This window comes from Actinomadura sp. NAK00032 (genome assembly GCF_013364275.1).
Lineage (GTDB): Bacteria > Actinomycetota > Actinomycetes > Streptosporangiales > Streptosporangiaceae > Spirillospora.
In genome coordinates, this window is sequence record NZ_CP054932.1 from 6836417 (window position 1) to 6856294 (window position 19878).

The following is a 19878-nucleotide window of genomic DNA, read 5'->3' on the forward strand; positions in this document are numbered from 1 at the left end:
CAACCCCGCCACCGCACGGACCATGCCCGCGCGGAGGCGCTTTCACTGTGCTTTGTGGACGCCGTGACCGCCCCTACCGGGGCGGGCCGGGCTCCCCCGAGGAACCGGCCTTCCGCAGTGCTTCGATCTCCTTGGCGAAGTCGTCCAGCGACTCGAAGCTCCGATAGACCGAGGCGAATCGCAGATACGCGACTTCGTCGAGTTCACGCAGCGGCCCCAGAATCGCGAGGCCGACCTCGTGCGAGGGGATTTCCGCGGATCCGGACGATCTGATCGCCTCTTCGACCCGCTGCCCCAGCTTCGCGAGCGCATCCTCGTCGACCGGGCGGCCCTGGCAGGCCCTGCGCACCCCGGCGATGATCTTTTCCCGGGAGAACGGCTCGGTGACCCCGCTGCGCTTGGCCACCATGACGAGCACATTCTCCTGCGTGGTGAATCGCTTGCCGCATTCCGCGCACGACCGGCGCCGCCTAATGGCGGCCCCGTCATCGGTGGAACGGCTGTCGATCACTTTGGTGTCAGGGTTGCGGCAGAACGGGCAGTGCACGCTCGATCCCCTCCCTGACGTAAACGAGTTACCTCGATGTGAGCGCCATATATAGGGAACTACATCGATGTGACTACTAGATGTTGTGGTCAACCGTACGGCTCGACGCAGGCCTTCGCAACCTGATCGGGAGCCTCGCTCGTCACATCCGGCACGTCCGCGCAGGTCACCTCGCGGCTCCCCATTTTCCACCCGGGCGTGTCGTCACCCAGCGTCCGCGATGATCACAGAACGCCTGGTCGGAGGCCCTGTGGCCCCGAAACCCCCGCCCCGCCGGACGTCCGGGCAGGTAGCCGCCCCGGGCCCCGCCACGCCCCCGACGCGCCCTCCGGAGGGCTCGTCACCCCAGGCGGCCGGGCGGGGTGTCAGCCGGCGGGGAGGCGGATCTCCTGGCCGGGGTGGACGACGGGGTCGCCGCGCAGGCCGTTCAGGTCCATGATGCGGTCGACGGTCAGGCGCGGGTCGGTGCCCGGGTCGGCGGCGGACGCGATGCCCCACAGCGTGTCACCGGGCTCGACGACGACGGTTCGGGCCGGGCCGGACGGACCGCCGTGCCCGCCGGCGCCGGCGAAGGCGCCGGGGCCGACGGTGAGCCAGAGGGCGACGAGGGTGACGGCGGCGGCGAAGCCCACCAGAACGGCGCGGCCGCGGCGGGTCAGGCGGATCGGGGGGCGGTCACCGTGCAGCGAACCGGACATCTCTCCCCTCCTCGTCATCGAATGAATTTTCGATCGAACACCTGTACGATGTTCTATCAGGCGGCGGCCGGAAAAAGCGAGTACATCTTCGAACAATTGTTTGATCATTAGGCCGGGACGCGATAGCGTTCATGACAAGGAGTGACCGATCGAGGCGCCCGGGAGGCGACGAGCGATGAGCAAGGTCCGGGACCTGCCCGACGGGCCGATGGACGAGACGGGCCTGACGCAGCGGCAGCGCATGGTGCTGGAGGTGATCCGCGACTCGGTCCAGCGCCGCGGCTACCCGCCGTCGATGCGCGAGATCGGCGAGGCCGTGGGGCTGACCAGCACCTCCAGCGTGTCGCACCAGCTCCGCTCGCTGCAGCGCAAGGGCTTCCTGCGCCGCGACCCGAACCGCCCGCGCGCCGTCGAGGTGCGGGTGCCCGGGGCGACGCCGGTGCGCACCGACGAGGAGGCCTACGAGGCCGCGGGAGGGCAGCCGGCCACGGCGCAGCCCGCGCCCGCCTACGTGCCGCTCGTCGGCCGGATCGCCGCCGGTGGCCCGATCCTCGCCGAGGAGTCCGTCGAGGACGTGTTCACGCTGCCGAAGCAGCTCGTCGGCGAGGGCACGCACTTCCTGCTGAAGGTCACCGGTGACTCGATGATCGACGCCGCGATCGCGGACGGTGACTGGGTCGTCGTCCGGCAGCAGCCGGTGGCCGAGCAGGGCGACATCGTGGCCGCCATGATCGACGGCGAGGCCACGGTCAAGACCTTCAAGCGGCGCGACGACGGCCACATCTGGCTGATGCCGCAGAACCCCGCCTACGAGCCGATCCCCGGCGACGAGGCGTCCGTTCTGGGCCGCGTCGTCGCCGTCCTCCGCAAGATGTAGCGTCGGCGAGACGGTCGCCGGAGGCTCTCCGGCGGCCTATCGGCATGCTCGCCGCGGCATGGGGCTCGTATCCGCCGGCACACCGCCCCGCCCGCGCGTCCGGCCGGGCTGGGGCGGCACGTCCGGACGCAGGGGCCGACCTGGCCCGCGCCCCCGCAGGCCGGGGGCGCGGGGCGGTGGTCAGCGCTTGGGAACGATGTTGACGATCTTGGGCGCGCGGACGATGATCTTCATGATCTCGGCCCCGCCCAGCGCGTCCTGGACCTTGGCGGAGGCCAGCGCGCGGCGCTCCAGCTCCTCCTCGGCGATGCCGGGCGGCACCTCCAGCCGGTCGCGGACCTTGCCGGCGATCTGCACGACGCAGGTGACCGACTCCTCCACCAGCAGCGCCGGGTCGGCGGCCGGCCAGCCGGCCCGGATCACCGGGGCGGTGCGGCCCAACAGCTCCCACGCCTCGTCGGCGGTGTAGGGCGCGAACAGCGACAGCAGGACCGCGATCGTCTCGGCGGCCTCGCGGACGGCCGGGTCGGCGGCGCCGGGCCCGGAGTCGATGGCCTTGCGGGTCGCGGTGACCAGCTCCATGATCCGCGCGATCGCGACGTTGAACCGCTCCGTCTCGACCAGCGTGGTGGCCTCGTCGACGGTGCGCGCCGTGACGCGGCGCAGCGCCGTGTCGCCGGTCGCGGGGTCGGCGCCCGGCGCGGACGCGACCTCGGCGGCGATGCGGTGCACACGCGACAGGAACTTCGACATCCCGTGCGGGGACACGTCGGCCCAGTCGATGTCGTCCTCGGGCGGGCCGGAGAACAGGATCGCCAGCCGGACGACGTCCACCCCGTACTCGCCGATCTGCTCGCCCAGGTCGACGCCGTTGCCCAGCGACTTCGACATCGCCTTGCCCTGGTTGATCACCTGGCCCTGGTTCAGCAGCCGGCGGAACGGCTCGGTGAACTCGATCATGCCCATGTCGTACAGGACCTTGGTGAAGAAGCGGCTGTACAGCAGGTGCAGGATGGCGTGCTCGACACCACCGGTGTACTGGTCGACCGGCATCCACCGGCGGACCTGCTCGACGTCGAACGGGCCGCCCTCGTAGCCGGGCGAGCAGTAGCGGAAGTAGTACCAGGACGAGTCGACGAACGTGTCCATGGTGTCGGTGTCACGCGTCGCGGCGCCGCCGCACTTGGGGCAGTCGGTGTTGACCCAGTCGGACGCGGCGGCCAGCGGCGAGGTGCCCTTGGGCGCCAGGTCGGCGCCGCGCAGGCCCTCGGGCAGCCGCACCGGCAGCTGCTCGTCCGGGACGGGGACCTCCCCGCACGCCTCGCAGTGGATGATCGGGATCGGGCAGCCCCAGAACCGCTGCCGGGAGACCAGCCAGTCGCGCAGCCGGAAGTTGACCGACCCGCGGCCGGTGCCGCGCTCCTCCAGGACCTCGATGATGCGGGCGATGCCGTCGGCCTTGCCCAGCCCGTCGATCGGCCCGGAGTTGACGATCGCGCCGTCGCCGGGGGTGGCGACGCCGGTCTCGGCGGGGTCGTCCAGCCCGGTCTCGACGACGACGCGGACGGGCAGGCCGAACTTCAGCGCGAAGTCCAGGTCGCGCTGGTCGTGCGCCGGGACGGCCATGATCGCGCCGTGGCCGTACTCGGCCAGCACGTAGTCGGACGCCCAGACGGGCAGCCGCTCGCCGTTGACCGGGTTGACCGCGTAGCGGCCCAGGAACACGCCGGTCTTCTCGCGCTCGGTGGACAGCCGCTCGATCTCGCTCTCCCGCGAGACCTCCTCGCGGTAGGCCTCGAACGCGGCCCGGTGGTCGGGGTGGCAGACCTCCTCGGCCAGCGGCGCGTCGGCGGCGACCACCATGAACGTGGCGCCGAACAGGGTGTCGGGACGCGTGGTGTAGACGGTGACGGGCTCGTCGCGGCCCTCGACGGCGAAGTCGACGTCGGCGCCGGTGGAGCGGCCGATCCAGTTGCGCTGCATCAGCAGGACGCGCTCGGGCCACTTGCCCTCCAGTTGCGCCATGTCGTCCAGCAGCCGGTCGGCGTAGTCGGTGATCTTGAAGTACCACTGGGTCAGCACGCGCTTTTCGACCAGCGCGCCGCAGCGCTCGCAGTGCCCGCCGACGACCTGCTCGTTGGCCAGGACGGTCTGGTCCTTCGGGCACCAGTTGACGTGGCCGCCCTTGCGGTAGGCCAGGCCCCGCTCGTAGAAGCGCAGGAACAGCCACTGCGTCCACTTGTAGTACTCGGGGTCGGAGGTGTGCAGGCGGCGCGTCCAGTCGAAGGACGGCGCGTACCGCTGGAAGGAGGCGGCCTGCGTCTCGATGTTGGCGTAGGTCCACTCGGCGGGGTGCGAGTCGCGCTTGATGGCGGCGTTCTCGGCGGGCAGGCCGAAGGAGTCCCAGCCGATGGGGTGCAGGACGTTGTAGCCGCGCTGGAACCAGTAGCGCGCGGGGACGTCGCCGATGGCGAACGCCTCGGCGTGCCCCATGTGCAGGTCGCCGCTGGGGTAGGGGAACATGTCCAGCGCGTAGCGGCGCTCGCTGGCGGTGTCCTTCTCATCGGCCGCGAACGGGTCGAGCTCCGCCCAGCGGGCCTGCCACTTGTCCTGAACCGCCCGTGGGTCGTATTGCTCGTCGCTGCTCACGCTTACAGACTCCGCTTCGTCCTTCAGGGTCCTGGGCCGTCCGCCGACATGAAACGGCCCCTCGCACAGGAGGGGCCACCACGCTGACGTCAGTGCGTCAACGTGGTCCTTCGAGGAGCAGCCTGGCTGACATACATCAAGAGTAGCGCAGCCGCAAGCCCTCCCGCCGGTGGTTAAGGCACCGGCGCGGACGGTAGAAGCGGGACAAGAACGAAATGGCACGTCAAAGCGCCGGAAGAGGTGGCCTTCTCCCGCCCCGGTACAGCAGGATGTGCGGAACCGTTCGTAGACTCGTCGGTAACTAACCGGCCGGTCACCTTTCGCGCGAGGAGTGCCATGCTCAACCTGTCCGTGCTGCTGGAGGACGCCGCCAGGGAGACGCCCGAACGGGAGGCCGTCGTCTTCGGCGACCTACGGCTCTCCTACGCGTTCATCGACTCGGTCGCGAACCAGGTCGCCAACCTGCTGCGGTCGCGCGGCATCGGACCGGGCGACAAGGTGGCGCTGTCCAGCCCGAACCTGCCGTACTTCCCGATGGTGTACTTCGGGGCGCTCAAGGCGGGCGCGGTGGTCGTCCCGCTGAACGTGCTGCTCAAGCCGCGCGAGATCGCCTACCACCTCGGCGACTCGGACGCGAAGGCGTTCTTCTGCTTCGAGGGCACGCCGGAGCTGCCGCTCGGCGAGATGGGCCACGCCGGCTTCGCGCAGGCGGAGGGGTGCGAGCACTTCTTCCTGCTGCCCGCGAACCCGGCGGCGACCGAGTCCCCGATCGAGGGCGCGGAGCTGTTCTGGGCCGCGCTCGCCGGTCAGCCGGGCACGTTCGACACCGCGCAGACGGGCCCGGACGACACCGCCGTCATCATCTACACCAGCGGGACGACCGGGCAGCCCAAGGGCGCGGAGCTGACGCACAGCAACCTGCTGTCCAACGCCATGGTGGACGACACGCTCTTCTACCGGACGCTGCACGACACCTCCCTGGTGACGCTGCCGCTGTTCCACATCTTCGGGCAGACGTGCGTGATGAACGTCGGCTTCTACCGCCGCGCGACCCTCGTCATGCAGGCGCGGTTCGACGCCGAGCAGGCCGTCGAGCTGATGGTCAAGGAGAAGGTGAACATCTTCGCGGGCGTCCCGACGATGTACTGGGGCCTGCTGACCGACGACACCGCCGCCGCGGACATCGCGACGATCAAGGAGAACCTGCGGGTCGCGGTGTCGGGCGGGTCGGCGCTGCCGATGGAGGTGCTCAAGGGGATCAAGGAGAAGTTCGACGTGGACGTCCTGGAGGGCTACGGCCTCTCCGAGACGTCGCCGGTGGCGTCGTTCAACCGCCCCGACCGCCCGACCAAGCCCGGCTCGATCGGCCTGCCCGTGTGGGGCGTCGAGATGAAGCTGATCGACGACGATTGGAAGGAGATCGAGGGCGAGGGGCCCGGCGAGATCGCCATCCGGGGGCACAACATCATGAAGGGCTACTACGGCCGGCCCGACGCGACCGACGCCTCGATCAAGGACGGCTGGTTCCGCACCGGCGACGTGGCCCGCCGCGACGACGAGGGCTACTACTACATCATCGACCGCTCCAAGGACATGATCATCCGCGGCGGGTACAACGTGTACCCGCGGGAGCTGGAAGAGGTGCTGATGACGCACCCGGACGTGTCGCTGGCCGCGGTCGTGGGCGTCGAGCACCCCTCGCACGGCGAGGAGATCAAGGCGTACGTGATCCGCACGCCCGGCGCCGCCGTGACCGAGGACGAGCTGGTCGCGTGGGGCAAGGAGCAGTTCGCCAACTACAAGTACCCGCGGATCGTGGAGTTCCGCGACGAGCTGCCGATGACCGCCACCGGCAAGATCCTCAAGCGCGAGCTGCGCTGACCGCCCGGCGGGCCGGTGGCCTCGGCGCGGCGCCTCAGCGCGCACCGAGGCCCCGGGGCGTCGTCCCGGGAGGGGCGCGGGCGGCTCAGAACGTGTAGGGCAGGCGCTTGATCCCGTTGATGAAGTTGGACTCCAGCCGGGCGGGCTCGGCGGTCGCGCGGATCTCCGGCGTCCGGCGCAGCAGCTCGCGGAACATCACGGTGATCTCGCGCCTGGCCAGGTGCGCGCCGAGGCAGAAGTGCGGCCCGGGCCCGCCGAACCCGATGTGCGGGTTCGGGTCGCGCAGGATGTCGAACTTCTCCGGCTCGGCGAAGACGGACTCGTCCCGGTTGCCGGACCAGTAGTAGAGGACGAGCTTGTCGCCCTCCTTGATCTCGTGCTCGTTGAGGACGGTGTCGCGGGTGGCGGTGCGGCGCATCCAGATGACCGGCGACACGTACCGGACGATCTCCTCGATCGCGCCCGCGACGCGGCCGTCGAAGTCCGCGGTGAGCAGGGTCCGCTGGTCGGGGTTGCGGGTGAACAGGTCGAGGCCGTGCGCGATGGCGTTGCGGGTGGTCTCGTTGCCGGCGACCACCAGCAGGATGAAGAACGAGCCGAGCTCCTGGTCGCTGAGCGACTCGCCGTCGACGTTGGCGTTCACCAGCGCGGACGTCAGGTCGTCGGTGGGGTTCTCGCGGCGCCGCCGGCCGAGTTCCTCGACGATGCCCTTGAGCGTCTCGCCGGCGCCGAGCAGCGCCATCGCCATCTCCTCGGCGTTCTCCGAGGGCAGGAACTCCGAGTCGTTGCCGGCGAGGATGACGTTCGTGGCGTCCAGGACGGTCGTGTAGTGCTCCTCGCCGATGCCCATCATGTCGCAGATGATCTTGAGCGGGAGCCGGGCCGCGACGTCGGCGACGAAGTCGCCGGTGCCGCCGCCCGCGGCCACGTTCGCCACGATCTCCCCGGCGACGCGCTCGACCTGGTCCTCGAACCGCTGGATCATGCGCGGGGAGAACGCCCGGGAGACGATGCGCCGGATCTTGGCGTGCCGCGGGTCGTCCATGCTGATCATCGAGCCGAAGTACTCGTGCATGTCGCCCGGCATGTCCGGGATGCTGATGGCGCCCTTGCCGGAGCAGAAGTCCTGCGGGCGGCGGGACGCCTCGACGATGTCGGCGTGCCGGGTCAGCGCGTAGTATCCGGGGCCGCGCGGCGCGATGATGATGTCGGGTTCCTCGAAGCGGACCAGCTCGGGATGCCAGCGCAGGGCCTTGAACGCCTCGTGCCGGTCCTCGTGCGGCCGCCGCCAGAACTCCCAGTCGGTCAGGTTGATGTCCTCGACCTTGAGCACGCTGCCCACCACCTCATCGCGTTCCGAACCAGATTCGGTTTACAGGCAGCCTCTCAAAGTAAAGCGGCGAGCGCACACTGATCGGCGCGGTGACCCGCCTCACACTAGCCGCGCCGGGCCCGGCCCGCCCGCCCGACCCGGCATCGCGCTCACATCCGCGCCCACGCCCGCGTGAGCACCGACCGCAGGATCTGCTCGATCTCGTCGAAGTGGGACTGGTCGCAGACCAGCGGCGGCGCCAGCTGCACGACGGGGTCGCCGCGGTCGTCGGCGCGGCAGTACAGGCCCGCCTCGTACAGCGCCTTGTCGAGGAAGCCGCGCAGCAGCCGCTCGCACTCGTCGTCGTCGAACGTCTCGCGGGTGTCCCCGTCCTTCACCAGCTCGATGCCGTAGAAGTAGCCGTCGCCGCGGACGTCCCCGACGATCGGCAGGTCGCGCAGGCGCTCCAGCGTGGCGCGGAACGCGTCCCGGTTGCGCATGACGTGGCCGTTCAGGTCCTCGCGCTCGAACAGGTCGAGGTTGGCCAGCGCCACGGCCGCCGCCACCGGGTGCCCGCCGAAGGTGTAGCCGTGCGCGAACATCTCCGTCCCGTGCCGGAACGGCTCGAACAGGCGGTCGGCGACGAGCATGCCGCCGAGCGGTGCGTACCCCGAGGTCACCCCCTTGGCGAAGGTGATGATGTCGGGCGTGAAGCCGAAGCGCTGCGCGCCGAACATCGTGCCCAGCCGGCCGAACGCGCAGATGACCTCGTCCGACACCAGCAGCACGTCGTGCCGGTCGCAGATCTCGCGGACGCGCCGGAAGTAGCCGGGCGGCGGCGGGAAGCAGCCGCCCGAGTTCTGCACCGGCTCCAGGAACACGGCGGCGACGGTCTCGGGGCCCTCGAACTCGATGGCCTCCTCGATCCGGTCGGCGGCCCACCGGCCGAACGCCTCGGGGTCGTCGCGGTGCTCGGCGGCCCGGTAGATGTTGGTGTTCGGCACCCGGAACGCGCTCGGCACGAGCGGCTCGAACGGGGACTTCAGGCCGGGCAGCCCGGTCAGCGACAGGGCGCCGTGCGGGGTGCCGTGGTAGGCGACCGCGCGGCTGATGACCTTGTGCTTGGCGGGCCTGCCGGTCATCTTGAAGTACTGCTTGGCGAGCTTCCACGCGCTCTCCACGGCGTCGCCGCCGCCGGTGGTGAAGAAGACGCGGTTCAGGTCGCCGGGCGCGAGGGCGGCGAGCCGCTCGGCCAGCTCGACGGCCTTCGGGTGCGCGTACGACCAGATCGGGAAGTAGGCCAGCTCGGCGGCCTGCTTGGCGGCGGCCTGCGCCAGCTCCTCGCGCCCGTGCCCGGCCTGGACGGTGAACAGCCCGGACAGCCCGTCCAGGTAGCGGCGGCCGGCCGAGTCGTACACGTAGGGGCCGTCCCCCCGGACGATCATCGGGATCTCGGCGCCGCCCTGGGACCCCGAGTGGCGCGCGAAGTGCATCCACAGATGGTCGCGCGCCGCCCTCTGCATCGCGTCGTGCTGCTCGCTCGTCACGTCCGGCTCCGTCATCACGTTCCCTCTGATGCGATTGATCCCGTTGTCATGATGCTAAGTGAGTACGGAATCCGCTGTAAATAGATAGCGATACGCCGATATCCGAAGGATGCGTGGCCTGATCGTCGGGGTCGCCCAGCCGCCCGGTAGCGTGCGCCGCGAACCGAGGAGGCGGCACATGAGCGACATCACGACCGGATCGGTCACGGCGAACGGGCTCGACTTCGGCTACCTGGCGGCCGGCCCGCAGGACGGCCCCCTGGCCCTGCTCCTGCACGGCTTCCCCGACTCGGCGCACACCTGGCGGCACCTCATGCCCGAACTGGCCGCCGCCGGGCACCGCGCCGTGGCGCCGTTCATGCGCGGCTACGCGCCCACGTCCGTCCCGGAGGACGGCGCCTTCCAGACCGGCGCGCTGGCCGCCGACGCCGTCGCCCTGCACGAGGCCCTCGGCGGCGGCCCGGACGCCGTCGTCATCGGCCACGACTGGGGCGCCTTCACCGCCTACGGCGCCGCGAACGTCGCGCCCGGCCGGTGGCGGAAGGCCGTCGCCCTGTCCGTCCCGCCGATGTCGGTGATGACCACCGCGTTCTTCGACTACGAACAGCTCAAGCGCTCGTTCTACATCTTCGTCTTCCAGACGCCGCTCGCGGAGCCGGCGCTGAACCGCGCGTTCATCGAGGGCCTGTGGCGCGACTGGTCACCCGCGGACGGCCGCGACCGCACGGCGGACGTCGACCACGTCATGGAGTGCCTCGCCACCCCGGCCAACGCCGAGGCGGCGATCGGCTACTACCGCGCCATGCTCGACCCGTCCAAGCTCATCGAGCGGTACGCCGCCGAGCAGGAGGCGGCCTCCGCCATCGGCGAGGTGCCCGTCCTCTACCTGCACGGCGCCGACGACGGCTGCCTCGGCGCCGACGTCGTCGACCTCGGCGCCGTCCGCGCGGCCCTCCCGCCCGGCTCGCGCGCCGAATCCGTTGCGGCGGCCGGCCACTTCCTCCAGCTCGACCGGCCGGACGAGGTCAACGCGCGGATCCTCGGCTGGCTGTCCTGACCAGGTCGGCGGCGCGCTCGCCGATCATGATGGCGGGGGCGTTGGTGTGGCCGCGGGTGATCTCCGGGAGGATCGAGACGTCCGCGACGCGCAGGCCGTCGACACCGCGGACGCGCAGCTGCGGGTCGACCACGGCGTCGTCGTCGGTGCCCATGCGGCAGGTGCCGGTCGGGTGGTACAGCGTCTCGGCGTGCCCCCGGACGTAGCGGGCGAGGGCCTCATCGTCGTCCGGCCCGACGTAGGGGTCCATGGGCGCGCCGACGTAGGGCTTGAGCGCGTCGCCCGACATCAGCTCGTCGGCGTACTTGAGCCCGTGGACCAGGCGGCGCAGGTCGCTCTCGCCGGTGAGGTAGGCCGGGTCGATCGCCGGCGGCGCGGCCGGGTCGGCGGACGCGAGCGTGATCCGCCCCGCCGACTCGGGCCGCAGCAGGACGACGCCGAGCGTCACGCCGTGCTCGGTCGGCGGGGTGAGGCCGTGCGCCACGTACGGCGCCGGCGCGAAGACCAGCTCCAGGTCGGGCGCGGGCTGCGCCGGATCGCTGCGGAGGAACACGACCGCCTCGCCGACGTTGGAGGTGAACGGCCCGCGCCGGGCGACCAGGTACCGGACGATGTTCGGCAGCGACTCCGCGCCCGCGAGCGTGACCTTCTTCGGGCAGTGCCGCACGACGCCGACCGACAGGTGGTCCTGGAGGTGGCGGCCGACCTCCGGCCGCTCCAGGACGGGCTCGACGCCGGCGCCGCGCAGCTGGTCGGGGTCGCCGATCCCGGAGAGCAGCAGCAGGTGCGGCGAGCCGATCGCGCCCGCCGACAGCACGACCTCGCGGCGGGCGGTGACGCGCTCGGCACCGTACTGGACGCCGGTCGCGCGGCCGTCCTCGATCAGGATCTTCGTCACCGGCGCGCCGGTGACGACCGACAGGTTCGGGCGCCTGCGGGCGGGGCGCAGGTAGGCGTCGGCGGCGCTGCACCGCCGGCCGCGCCGCTGGCTGACCGGCGTCTGCGCGTAGCCCTCGTTGGACGGGCCGTTCAGTTCGGGCAGCCGGGTCAGCCCGGCGGCGGCGCACGCGTCGAGGAACGCGCGGGTCGAGGCGTTCGGGCTGCGCTGCTCGGAGATCGTGACGGGCCCGGACGTCCCGTACACGCCGCCCTCGTTGCTGCCGACCCGTCCCTCGGCGCGCTTGAAGTACGGCTCGACGTCGGCGTACGACCAGCCGGGCACGTCCCAGCCGTCGAAGTCGGCGCGGTGGCCGCGCACCCACATCATCGCGTTGAGCGAGGACGACCCGCCGAGCATCCGGCCGCGCGGCCAGTACAGCTCCCGCCCGTCCATCTCGGTCTGCTTGGCGGTGCTGAAGTCCCAGTCGTACTCGGTCTTGAAGAGCTTGGCGAAGGCGGCCGGGACATGGATCTCGCTCTTGTCGTCCGGGCCGCCGGCCTCCAGCAGGGCGACGGTGACGGACGGGTCCTCCGACAGCCGCGCGGCCAGGGCGCAGCCCGCGGATCCGGCTCCGACGATGACGTAGTCGTAGTCCATGAGGGCCTCCGCACTCCGCCGGGCCGCGACACCGGCCCGTCAGTGCTTGCTTACCACCGGGGGCCGGTCGCGTCCATGGCCCCGGCGGTCCCGCCCATCGGCCCCGGCGGGCCGCGTCACTCCGGCCGGCGCAGGCCCGCGATGAGGAAGCCGACCAGCCGGCGCGCGTCGTAGCGGGGATCGGAGTCGGCGCCGATGCAGAGGTTCCCGACGCCGCGCATGAGTTCGAGGGCGTCCACGTCGGAGCGGATCTCGCCCGCGCCGGCGGCGGCCTGGAGCAGGTGGCCGCACACGGGGACGAGCCGGTCGAGGAAGTAGTCGTGCAGCGCGCCGAAGCCCGGGTCGTCGGCCCGCAGCACGGCGGCGAGCCCGTGCTTGGTGACCAGGAAGTCGACGAACAGGTTGATCCAGCGCCCCAGCGCGGCGTACGGGGTCGGGCAACTGGCGAGCAGGGTGGGCCCCGCCTCGGCGCAGGCTTCGACCTGGTGCCGGTAGACGGCGATGATGAGGTCCGCCCGCGTCGGGAAGTGACGGTAGATCGTCCCCACCCCGACGCCGGCCTTGGCCGCGATGTCGCGCACCGGCGCGTCCACCCCGGACGCGACGAAGACCGCCGCGGCCGCGTTGAGCAGGGCCTCCCGGTTGCGCCGCGCGTCCTTGCGCTTGGACGGGGCCGCGTCCCGCGCGTTCTCGCCGCCCTCGCCACCCTCGCCGCTCTCGCCGCTCTCGCCGCCGTCGTTCACCACGCGTCCCTCCACAGCTCGCGTTTGCAATGCGGAACCATGTTCCGTATTGTTCAGGAACACGGTTCCGCTTTGACTCCATGATGCCAGAGCGGAGCACCGGTCATGCGCATCCACCTCTGAAGGAGACCGTCCATGCAGTACCGCACCTTGGGCCGCACCGGCGTGCAGGTCAGCTCGCTGGCGCTCGGCGCGATGAACTTCGGGGCGATCGGCGACACCCCGCAGGACGAGGCCACCGCCATCGTGGACGCCGCGCTGGAGGCGGGCGTCAACCTCATCGACACCGCCGACATGTACGGCCGCGGCGAGTCGGAGGAGATGGTCGGCAAGGCCATCGCCGGGCGCCGCGACGACATCGTGCTCGCCACGAAGGCGGGCCTGCCCATGAGCGACGAGCGCAACCAGCGCGGCGCCTCGCGCCGCTGGCTGGCCACCGAGCTGGACAACAGCCTGCGCCGCCTCGGCGTCGACCATGTCGACCTCTACCAGATCCACCGGTGGGACCCCTCGACCAGTGACGAGGAGACGCTGTCGGCCCTGACCGACCTGCAGCGCGCGGGGAAGATCCGCTACTTCGGCTCCTCGACGTACCCCGCGTACCGGATCGTCCAGGCGGAGTGGGCGGCGCGCGCCGGCGGCCTGAGCCGCTACACGACCGAGCAGCCCAGCTACTCGATCCTGCAGCGCGGGATCGAGGCGGACGTGCTGCCCGTGACCGAGCAGTACGGCCTCGGCGTGCTGGCGTGGAGCCCGCTGGCCTCGGGGTGGCTGACCGGCGCGGTCCGCGCGGGGCGGGCGGCCGACACCCGCCGCTCGGCGCTGATGCCGGAGCGGTTCGACCTGTCCATCCCCGCCAACCAGGCCAGGCTGGACGCGGTCGAGCGGCTCGCGGCGGTCGCCGACGAGGCCGGGCTGACGATGATCCAGCTCGCGCTCGGCTTCGTGACCGCGCATCCGGCCGTGACCAGCGCGCTCATCGGGCCCCGCACGCTGGACCACCTGCACTCGCAGCTCGCCGCCGCCGACACCGTGCTGCCCGCCGACGTCCTGGACGCGATCGACGCGATCGTCGCCCCCGGCACCGACCTCGCGGCGCACGAGAAGTTCGACACCCCGCCCGCCCTGCTCGACCCGTCCCTGCGCCGCCGCTGAGGCATCGCGCGCGTTGTTCCGGATCATGTCGGAACCATGTTCCGGTTAGTATCGGCGCCTCGCCCGGCCGGGCCGGTCAGGCGGGGGCGCCGAACTCCGGGACCTCGGAGGGCGGCAGGTCGGTCCGGATGCGGTGGTAGCGGACGGCGTGCCGCCACCGGCCGCCCTCCACCGCGGCGTCCCCGCTGAACTCCACGACGACCTCCGGCTCGGTCCGCACGTAGCGGATCGGCGGATGGGAGCCGTACAGCCCGCCGGCGAACCCGGCGGGCAGTTCCGGCGGCCACGGATGGTCGGGCTCGGCATGCCGCAGGACGCCGCCGAGGACGGTCCGGGCGGCGGGCGCCAGCGGCGTCGTCCGCGCCACGACGCGGAGCCGGCCCTCCGCGTCGTAGCGGCCGAGGATCAGCGACTCGGGCGCCTGCCGCGTGCCGGTCACCCCCCCGACCACCGCCTCGGCGGTGATCCGCCGCTTCACCTTCCACCAGCGGCGCCGGCCCTCCTGGTAGGGGGCGTCGGCGTCCTTCACGACCAGGCCCTCGATGCCCTGCTCGGCCAGCGCCTCGAACCACAGCAGGGCCTCCTCGACGTCGGAGGTCTGCGGCGTGCCGATCACGCGCGCACCGGGCGGCGCACCGCCGAGCAGGGCCTCCAGGACGTCCCGCCGCTCGCGCAGCGGCCGCGGGCGCAGGTCCGCGCCGCCCGATTCGAGGACGTCGAACACGACGTAGTGGCAGGGCTCGTCGCGGGCGAGTTCGGCCCGGCGGCGGCCGGCGACGTGCCGGCGCTGCAGCGCGCCGAAGTCGAGGCGGCCGTCCGGTCCCCAGCGGACGATCTCGCCGTCCACCACCGTGCCGGGCGCGAACGCGGCGCCGGCGGCCGCCGCGATCTCGGGGAACGCGTCGTTGAACCGCACCCGGCGGCGGGACCACAGCTGCACGGCGCCGTCCTCGTCCACCATCGCGACCGCGCGGAACCCGTCGAACTTCGGCTCGTAGCGGCAGCCGCCCGGGCACGCCTGCGGCGGCGGGACGCGGTCGACCGTCACGGTCAGCATCGGCTTCACCGGGGACCGGATGTGCATGGCCTCCCGTCCCCCGCGCTCGCTGGTCCTTTGACCACGCCCTACCCGCACTGACCTGCGGCGATATCGCGGCAGGACGAATGTTGACCGCCGGGAGGTCAGTTCGAGAAGCGCCGGATCAGGACGGCGAGGCGCTGCTCGTGGTGCTCGCGGCGCATGCGGCCGTTGCGCATCAGGGAGACCAGGCCGTGCAGCGCGCTCCAGAACGTCTCGGTGAGGGTCTCGGGCTCGTCCTCGCCGGCGAACGGCCGGACGGTCTCGCGCAGCTCGCCGAACGCCTCCTTCAGCGCGGGCGGAGCCTCGGGGGTCGCGAACGGCAGGTCGACGGCGAGGACGAACATCGCGTCGTAGAGGGCGGGCCTGCGGTCGGCGAACCCGGCGTAGGCGCGGGCGACGGCCGCGAGGGCCGCGGCGGGATCGGCGGCCGCCTCGCGGACCCCGCGCAGGTCGGCGGCCAGCTCGGCGCACCCCTCGACCGCGACGGCCGCCATGATCGCGTCCTTGCCCTTGAAGTGGCTGTAGAGGACGGGCTGGCTGTACTCGATCTCCGCGGCGAGCCGCCGCGTGGTCACCGCGTCCCAGCCCTCGGCCTCGGCCAGCTCCCGCGCGGCCGTGACGATCAGCCGCTCCCGCTCCGCCCGCTCGCGCTCCCGGCGCGTCTGGATTGACATGGGAGTGATTCTAGCAGTGCTAGCCAATCTGCCAATGCTTGTGCTAGCTTCGATCTCGTTCCTAGCACTGCTAGCACCTGGAGACACCGATGCTCGCCCCCATCGCCTACGGCCTCGCGACCGTGCTCGCCCTGTTCGTCACCTTCATCGGCGCGCGCTTCCTCTACGCACCGCACGCGGCCGCCGCCGGCTACGGCGTCCCCGCCGAGCCCGGCAGCGGCGCCGACGCCTACCTGACGATCAAGGGCGTGCGCGACCTCACCTTCGGCCTCCTCGGCCTCGCCCTCATCGCCTTCGCCGGCGCCCACGCCGCCGGCTGGTACATGCTGGTCGTCGCGGTCGCGCCCCTCGGCGACACCCTGATCGTCCTGCGCCACGGCGGCACCAAGGCCACCGCGTTCGGCATCCACTTCGCGACCGCCGTGATCGTGCTCATCAGCGCCGCCCTGCTCTTCGCCGCCTGACACCGGCCTTGCGGACGAGCACCCGCCGACCGGTCCCCGGTCCCCAACGGGAGCCGTCCCGAGTCCGGATGGAGCCGACCTCGTCCTCGCCGGCTGATATGACAACCGCATCGCCTGGCCGCGCGGTGCCACCCGTCCCGGCCGCGGCGCACCGCCGGCGCCGCGGCGGCCGGTAAGGGCACCACCGGCCCCGACCGAACATGCCCTACCGTCCCGAAGCGTTCCGAACCCAGGAGGAACCATGTCGCTGATCTCGCCGGACTTCGACTCGTCCGTCATCGTCCGCTCCGCCGAGGCCGAGGTCATCGGACGGGCACCCACCACCATCCGGCTGCTGGCCGACAGCAGCTCGACCGGCGGTGCCCTGTCCACCCAGCGCGTCACGCTGACCGGCGGCGCGGACGGCGCCAAGCCGCACCGCCACGACGGCTCCGCCGAGCTGTTCTACATGCTGGAGGGCACCGCGCAGCTGCTGTCCGGCGAGCAGGTCGTCACCGCCGAACGCGGCGACCTGGTCGTCGTCCCGCCCGGCCTCGCGCACGCCTTCGCCGCCGCGCCCGGCGAGGACGCCGACATCCTCATCGTCATCACGCCGGGCGTCGAGCGGTTCGAGTACTTCCGGCACCTGGAGCGCATCGCCTACGGCAAGGTGCCGCCCGAGAGCCTCCTGGACGTCCAGGAGCTCTACGACACCTACTTCCTCGGCAGCGCCGCCTGGGACGCCGCCCGCGCGTGACGCGCCCGCCGCGCGTCACGCGCCCCGGACGCCGACGAGCCGACCGAGAACGCCCGGTCGGCTCGTCACACTGGCGGGAGCAGGGCCGCCGTCACGATCCCCAGTCGGGGCGCAGCGGCATGTTGCTCGCGCCGTCGTCGTGGACCTTGACGCCGAGCGTCTGGTGCAGCTGGATCCAGTTCTGGTTGAAGCCGAGCACGCAGCCCGCCATGTAGACGCGCCACACCCGCGCGGTGCCCTCGCCCACCTCGGCGACGGCCTCGTCCCAGTGCTCGTCCAGGTTGCGGCACCAGCCGGTCAGCGTGCGGGCGTAGTGCTCGCGCAGGTTCTCCTGGTGCCGGATCTCGAAGCCCGCGTCGTTCATCTGCATCTGGACGTAGCCGGGGCCCTCCAGCTCACCGTCCGGGAAGACGTACCGGTTGATGAACCCGTTCTCCTTGCGGGACGGGGCCGTGTTGTCCGGACGCGTGATGGTGTGGTTCAGCATCCGGCCGCCCTTGCGCAGCTTCCCGTAGAGGAACGAGAAGTACGACGGCAGGTTCGCCTTGCCGATGTGCTCGGTGAGGCCGATGGAGCTGATCGCGTCGAAGCCGGTCTCCGTCACGTCGCGGTAGTCCATGTGCCGGACCTCGGCGAGGTCGGACAGGCCCCGGTCGGCGATCGCCTTCTGCGCCCACTCGGCCTGCTGCTTGGACAGCGTGACGCCGAGCGCCTTGACGCCGTACTCCTTCGCGGCGTGCATCACCATGCCGCCCCAGCCGCAGCCCACGTCCAGCAGCCGCATCCCCGGCTTCAGCGCGATCTTCTTCGCGACCAGGTCGTGCTTGTTGAACTGCGCCTCCTCCAGCGTCGCGTTCTCGTGCGGGTAGCACGCGCACGTGTACGCCATGGAGGGGCCGAGCACCCACTCGTAGAAGGTGTTGGAGACGTCGTAGTGGTGCGAGATGGCCTTCGCGTCCCGCCGCTTGGAATGCCGCAGCCACGACGGGATCCGGCTGAACGGCGCCTCCTGCGGCGGCGGGTCCAGCCGGCGCGAGACCGCGCCGCGCAGCAGCGGGTCCCGCATGACCGAGCCGGCGATCCGCGTCTTGTCGCGCGGCGTCACCTCGCTCAGCACCTGCTGCATCGTCGTCAGCGCCTCGATCATGTCGCCGTCGACGTCGATCATCCCGGTGACGTAGGCGCGGGCGAGGCCCAGCGCACCCGGTGAGCGCAGCAGGTACGACACCGCGTACGGCGAACGGACGTCGAACCGGATGTCGGCGCCGGGCACCCCCGCCCGCGATCCGTCGTACGCCGTGAACTCCACTGGCGCCTCAGCCCCGGCGAGCCGCTCGAAGACCCTGGCCAGCGTCATGGTGATCCCTCCTGTCTCTCCGCCCGGACCCGGCCTGCCGGCCGTCGGCCCCGTGGGCTCCCCCGATACGGCGGGCGCATGTCAGCGTCCGCGCACGCACTTGTCATAGAGGTCCAGCAGCCGCTCGCCGGGGTCGTAGCGCCCCTTGAGCCGCCGGTAGGTCTCCCCGTCGTAGTACCGCCAGAACTCGTCGCGGCCGTAGAAGGCCGTCGAGTAGAGGGACTTGTGCCCCTCCAGGGCCGCGACCTTCCGCTCGATGAGCCGGTTGTGGTACTCGGGGATCTGGCCGGGCGGGATGCGGACCGTCCCCCAGAAGCCGACGTTCACGTACGGGCGGCCGGTCTCCAGCGGGTACAGCGGCCACCGCTCCTTCGCGCGCAGCGGGCACAGCCAGACGGGGCTCATGCCGACCTTGTCGTGGAAGAACTCCAGGAACTCGGGCAGCCGCTCCACCGGCACCTCGATGTCCTGGATGACGTCCTCGCGCGGGCGCAGCCCCCGCCAGCGCTCCGCGCGCGCGATGATGTGGTACCGCCGGTCGTAGGCGACCAGCTTGCGGTACACGTCGGAGCGCTTGTACTTGTCGGGCCACAGCCGCCGGACCGTCGGGTTCTGCACGCCGAACGCGCCCGAGCACCAGAACCAGTCGGTGTCCCAGCGCCAGATGTAGTCGCGGACCGTCAGGAAGTCGACCGACCGCTCCTGGATGGACCGGTAGTAGATCTGCTGGCCGGTGTAGTCGGAGGTGTACGGCGCCGAGTCGGCGAAGAAGCCGAGCGTGATGTACTGCTCGCCGGGGCTGAAGTACGTCCCGTCCAGGAAGTCGACGGACTCGCCCTCGAACGTCCCCGACTCGGTGATCTCGCCCATCGCCTTGGCCAGCTCGGCCGCGTCGGTGAACCGCAGGTGCCGGAGCCGGACGTACGGGCTGACCGGCCGCAGCTCGATCTTCAGCCGGAGCGTGTAGCCGAGCGTCCCGTAGGAGTTCGGGAACCCGAAGAACAGGTCGGAGTGCTCGTTGTCGCGCGTCGCCGTGACGATCTCGCCGTCCCCGGTGAGGACCTCCATCTCCAGGACGCCCTCGTGCGGCAGCCCGTCGCGGAACGACGTCGACTCGATGCCGAGCCCCGTGACCGCCCCGCCCAGCGTGATCGTCTTGAGCTGCGGGACGACCGTCGGCATCAGCCCGTGCGGCAGCGTCGCGTCGACGAGGTCCTCGTAGGTCGTCATCCCCTGGACCTGCGCCGTGCGCTCCCGCGCGTCGACGCTCAGCACCTTGTCGAACCCGGACACGTCCAGGCCGGGCGCCGCCGAGGGGTCGCGCCACCGGAACAGGTTCGAGGTCCGCTTCGCCAGCCGTACCGGCGTCCCCTTCGGGATCGCCTCGTAGGACCTCTTGAGCGCATCCACCGCCCGCTGGTGGTCGCCCTTGACCGCAAGCTCCGTCATCTAACCCCTCCCTGACCTAGTAAATCGATCATCCCATGCATCGTCCACATAATTCGGACGTTGCAGGTGTCACAGGTCGAGAGGGGAATAACCCCGTCGGCGTACACATCGGTC

At 71.5% G+C, this 19878-nt stretch carries 17 protein-coding genes; 6 read left to right on the forward strand and 11 right to left on the reverse strand.

Annotated elements, in window-relative coordinates:
- Positions 1-73: 73 nt before the first annotated feature.
- The gene (gene nrdR, locus HUT06_RS31220) at positions 74-547 is read right to left on the reverse strand and encodes a transcriptional regulator NrdR (protein ID WP_089327490.1); all 474 of its coding nucleotides are present in this window, start codon (positions 545-547) and stop codon (positions 74-76) included.
- A gap of 365 nt (positions 548-912) precedes the next feature.
- Entirely contained in the window at positions 913-1263 is a 351-nt protein-coding gene (locus HUT06_RS31225) for a LysM domain-containing protein (RefSeq protein WP_176198977.1), read from the reverse strand.
- 157 nt (positions 1264-1420) lie between these two features.
- Between HUT06_RS31225 and lexA the strand changes: the two genes are divergently transcribed.
- Complete coding sequence (lexA, locus tag HUT06_RS31230) at positions 1421-2122, forward strand: transcriptional repressor LexA (RefSeq protein WP_176198978.1); 702 nt, start codon at positions 1421-1423, stop codon at positions 2120-2122.
- Positions 2123-2302: 180 nt separating this feature from the next.
- On the opposite strand, the gene leuS is transcribed toward lexA, so the two are convergent.
- Positions 2303-4771, reverse strand: a complete 2469-nt coding sequence (leuS, locus tag HUT06_RS31235) for a leucine--tRNA ligase (RefSeq protein WP_176198979.1) — start codon at positions 4769-4771, stop codon at positions 2303-2305.
- Between the two features lie 336 nt (positions 4772-5107).
- On the opposite strand from leuS, the gene HUT06_RS31240 reads away from it, so the two are divergent.
- A complete protein-coding gene (locus tag HUT06_RS31240; RefSeq protein WP_176198980.1) occupies positions 5108-6652 on the forward strand; it encodes a long-chain fatty acid--CoA ligase in 1545 nt (514 codons plus the stop codon).
- 85 nt (positions 6653-6737) lie between these two features.
- Here HUT06_RS31240 and HUT06_RS31245 read toward each other — a convergent pair whose 3' ends face one another.
- Both HUT06_RS31245 and HUT06_RS31250 read right to left on the reverse strand, forming a co-directional pair.
- Positions 6738-7985 (reverse strand): cytochrome P450, encoded by a 1248-nt coding sequence (locus HUT06_RS31245; RefSeq protein WP_176198981.1) that lies wholly within the window; start codon positions 7983-7985, stop codon positions 6738-6740.
- A 149-nt stretch (positions 7986-8134) separates the two neighbouring features.
- Positions 8135-9526, reverse strand: a complete 1392-nt coding sequence (locus HUT06_RS31250; RefSeq protein ID WP_176198982.1) for an aspartate aminotransferase family protein — start codon at positions 9524-9526, stop codon at positions 8135-8137.
- 163 nt (positions 9527-9689) lie between these two features.
- Between HUT06_RS31250 and HUT06_RS31255 the strand changes: the two genes are divergently transcribed.
- Positions 9690-10568: an alpha/beta fold hydrolase gene (locus tag HUT06_RS31255; RefSeq protein WP_176198983.1), complete on the forward strand. Its 879-nt coding sequence runs from the start codon at positions 9690-9692 to the stop codon at positions 10566-10568.
- On the opposite strand, the gene HUT06_RS31260 is transcribed toward HUT06_RS31255, so the two are convergent.
- Complete coding sequence (locus HUT06_RS31260) at positions 10537-12105, reverse strand: GMC family oxidoreductase (RefSeq protein ID WP_176198984.1); 1569 nt, start codon at positions 12103-12105, stop codon at positions 10537-10539. The genes HUT06_RS31255 and HUT06_RS31260 overlap by 32 nt on opposite strands.
- Before the next feature lie 116 nt (positions 12106-12221).
- Positions 12222-12737, reverse strand: a complete 516-nt coding sequence (locus tag HUT06_RS31265; RefSeq protein ID WP_254715816.1) for a TetR/AcrR family transcriptional regulator — start codon at positions 12735-12737, stop codon at positions 12222-12224.
- 246 nt (positions 12738-12983) lie between these two features.
- On the opposite strand from HUT06_RS31265, the gene HUT06_RS31270 reads away from it, so the two are divergent.
- Entirely contained in the window at positions 12984-14003 is a 1020-nt protein-coding gene (locus HUT06_RS31270) for an aldo/keto reductase (protein ID WP_176198985.1), read from the forward strand.
- Positions 14004-14079: 76 nt separating this feature from the next.
- Here the strand turns inward: HUT06_RS31270 and HUT06_RS31275 are convergent, their stop codons facing one another.
- Entirely contained in the window at positions 14080-15087 is a 1008-nt protein-coding gene (locus HUT06_RS31275) for an ATP-dependent DNA ligase (RefSeq protein ID WP_254715478.1), read from the reverse strand.
- A 98-nt stretch (positions 15088-15185) separates the two neighbouring features.
- Positions 15186-15758 (reverse strand): TetR/AcrR family transcriptional regulator, encoded by a 573-nt coding sequence (locus HUT06_RS31280; protein ID WP_176198986.1) that lies wholly within the window; start codon positions 15756-15758, stop codon positions 15186-15188.
- An 89-nt stretch (positions 15759-15847) separates the two neighbouring features.
- On the opposite strand from HUT06_RS31280, the gene HUT06_RS31285 reads away from it, so the two are divergent.
- Positions 15848-16222: a DUF4267 domain-containing protein gene (locus HUT06_RS31285; RefSeq protein ID WP_176198987.1), complete on the forward strand. Its 375-nt coding sequence runs from the start codon at positions 15848-15850 to the stop codon at positions 16220-16222.
- 241 nt (positions 16223-16463) lie between these two features.
- Entirely contained in the window at positions 16464-16958 is a 495-nt protein-coding gene (locus HUT06_RS31290) for a cupin domain-containing protein (RefSeq protein WP_176198988.1), read from the forward strand.
- Between the two features lie 91 nt (positions 16959-17049).
- Here the strand turns inward: HUT06_RS31290 and HUT06_RS31295 are convergent, their stop codons facing one another.
- Together HUT06_RS31295 and HUT06_RS31300 are read right to left on the reverse strand one after the other, a co-directional pair.
- Positions 17050-18315 carry a cyclopropane-fatty-acyl-phospholipid synthase family protein gene (locus tag HUT06_RS31295; RefSeq protein ID WP_176198989.1) on the reverse strand — a complete coding sequence of 422 codons (1266 nt, stop codon included), beginning with the start codon at positions 18313-18315 and terminating at the stop codon, positions 17050-17052.
- An 81-nt stretch (positions 18316-18396) separates the two neighbouring features.
- A complete protein-coding gene (locus tag HUT06_RS31300) occupies positions 18397-19764 on the reverse strand; it encodes an FAD-binding oxidoreductase (RefSeq protein ID WP_176198990.1) in 1368 nt (455 codons plus the stop codon).
- Between the last annotated feature and the right edge of the window lie 114 nt (positions 19765-19878).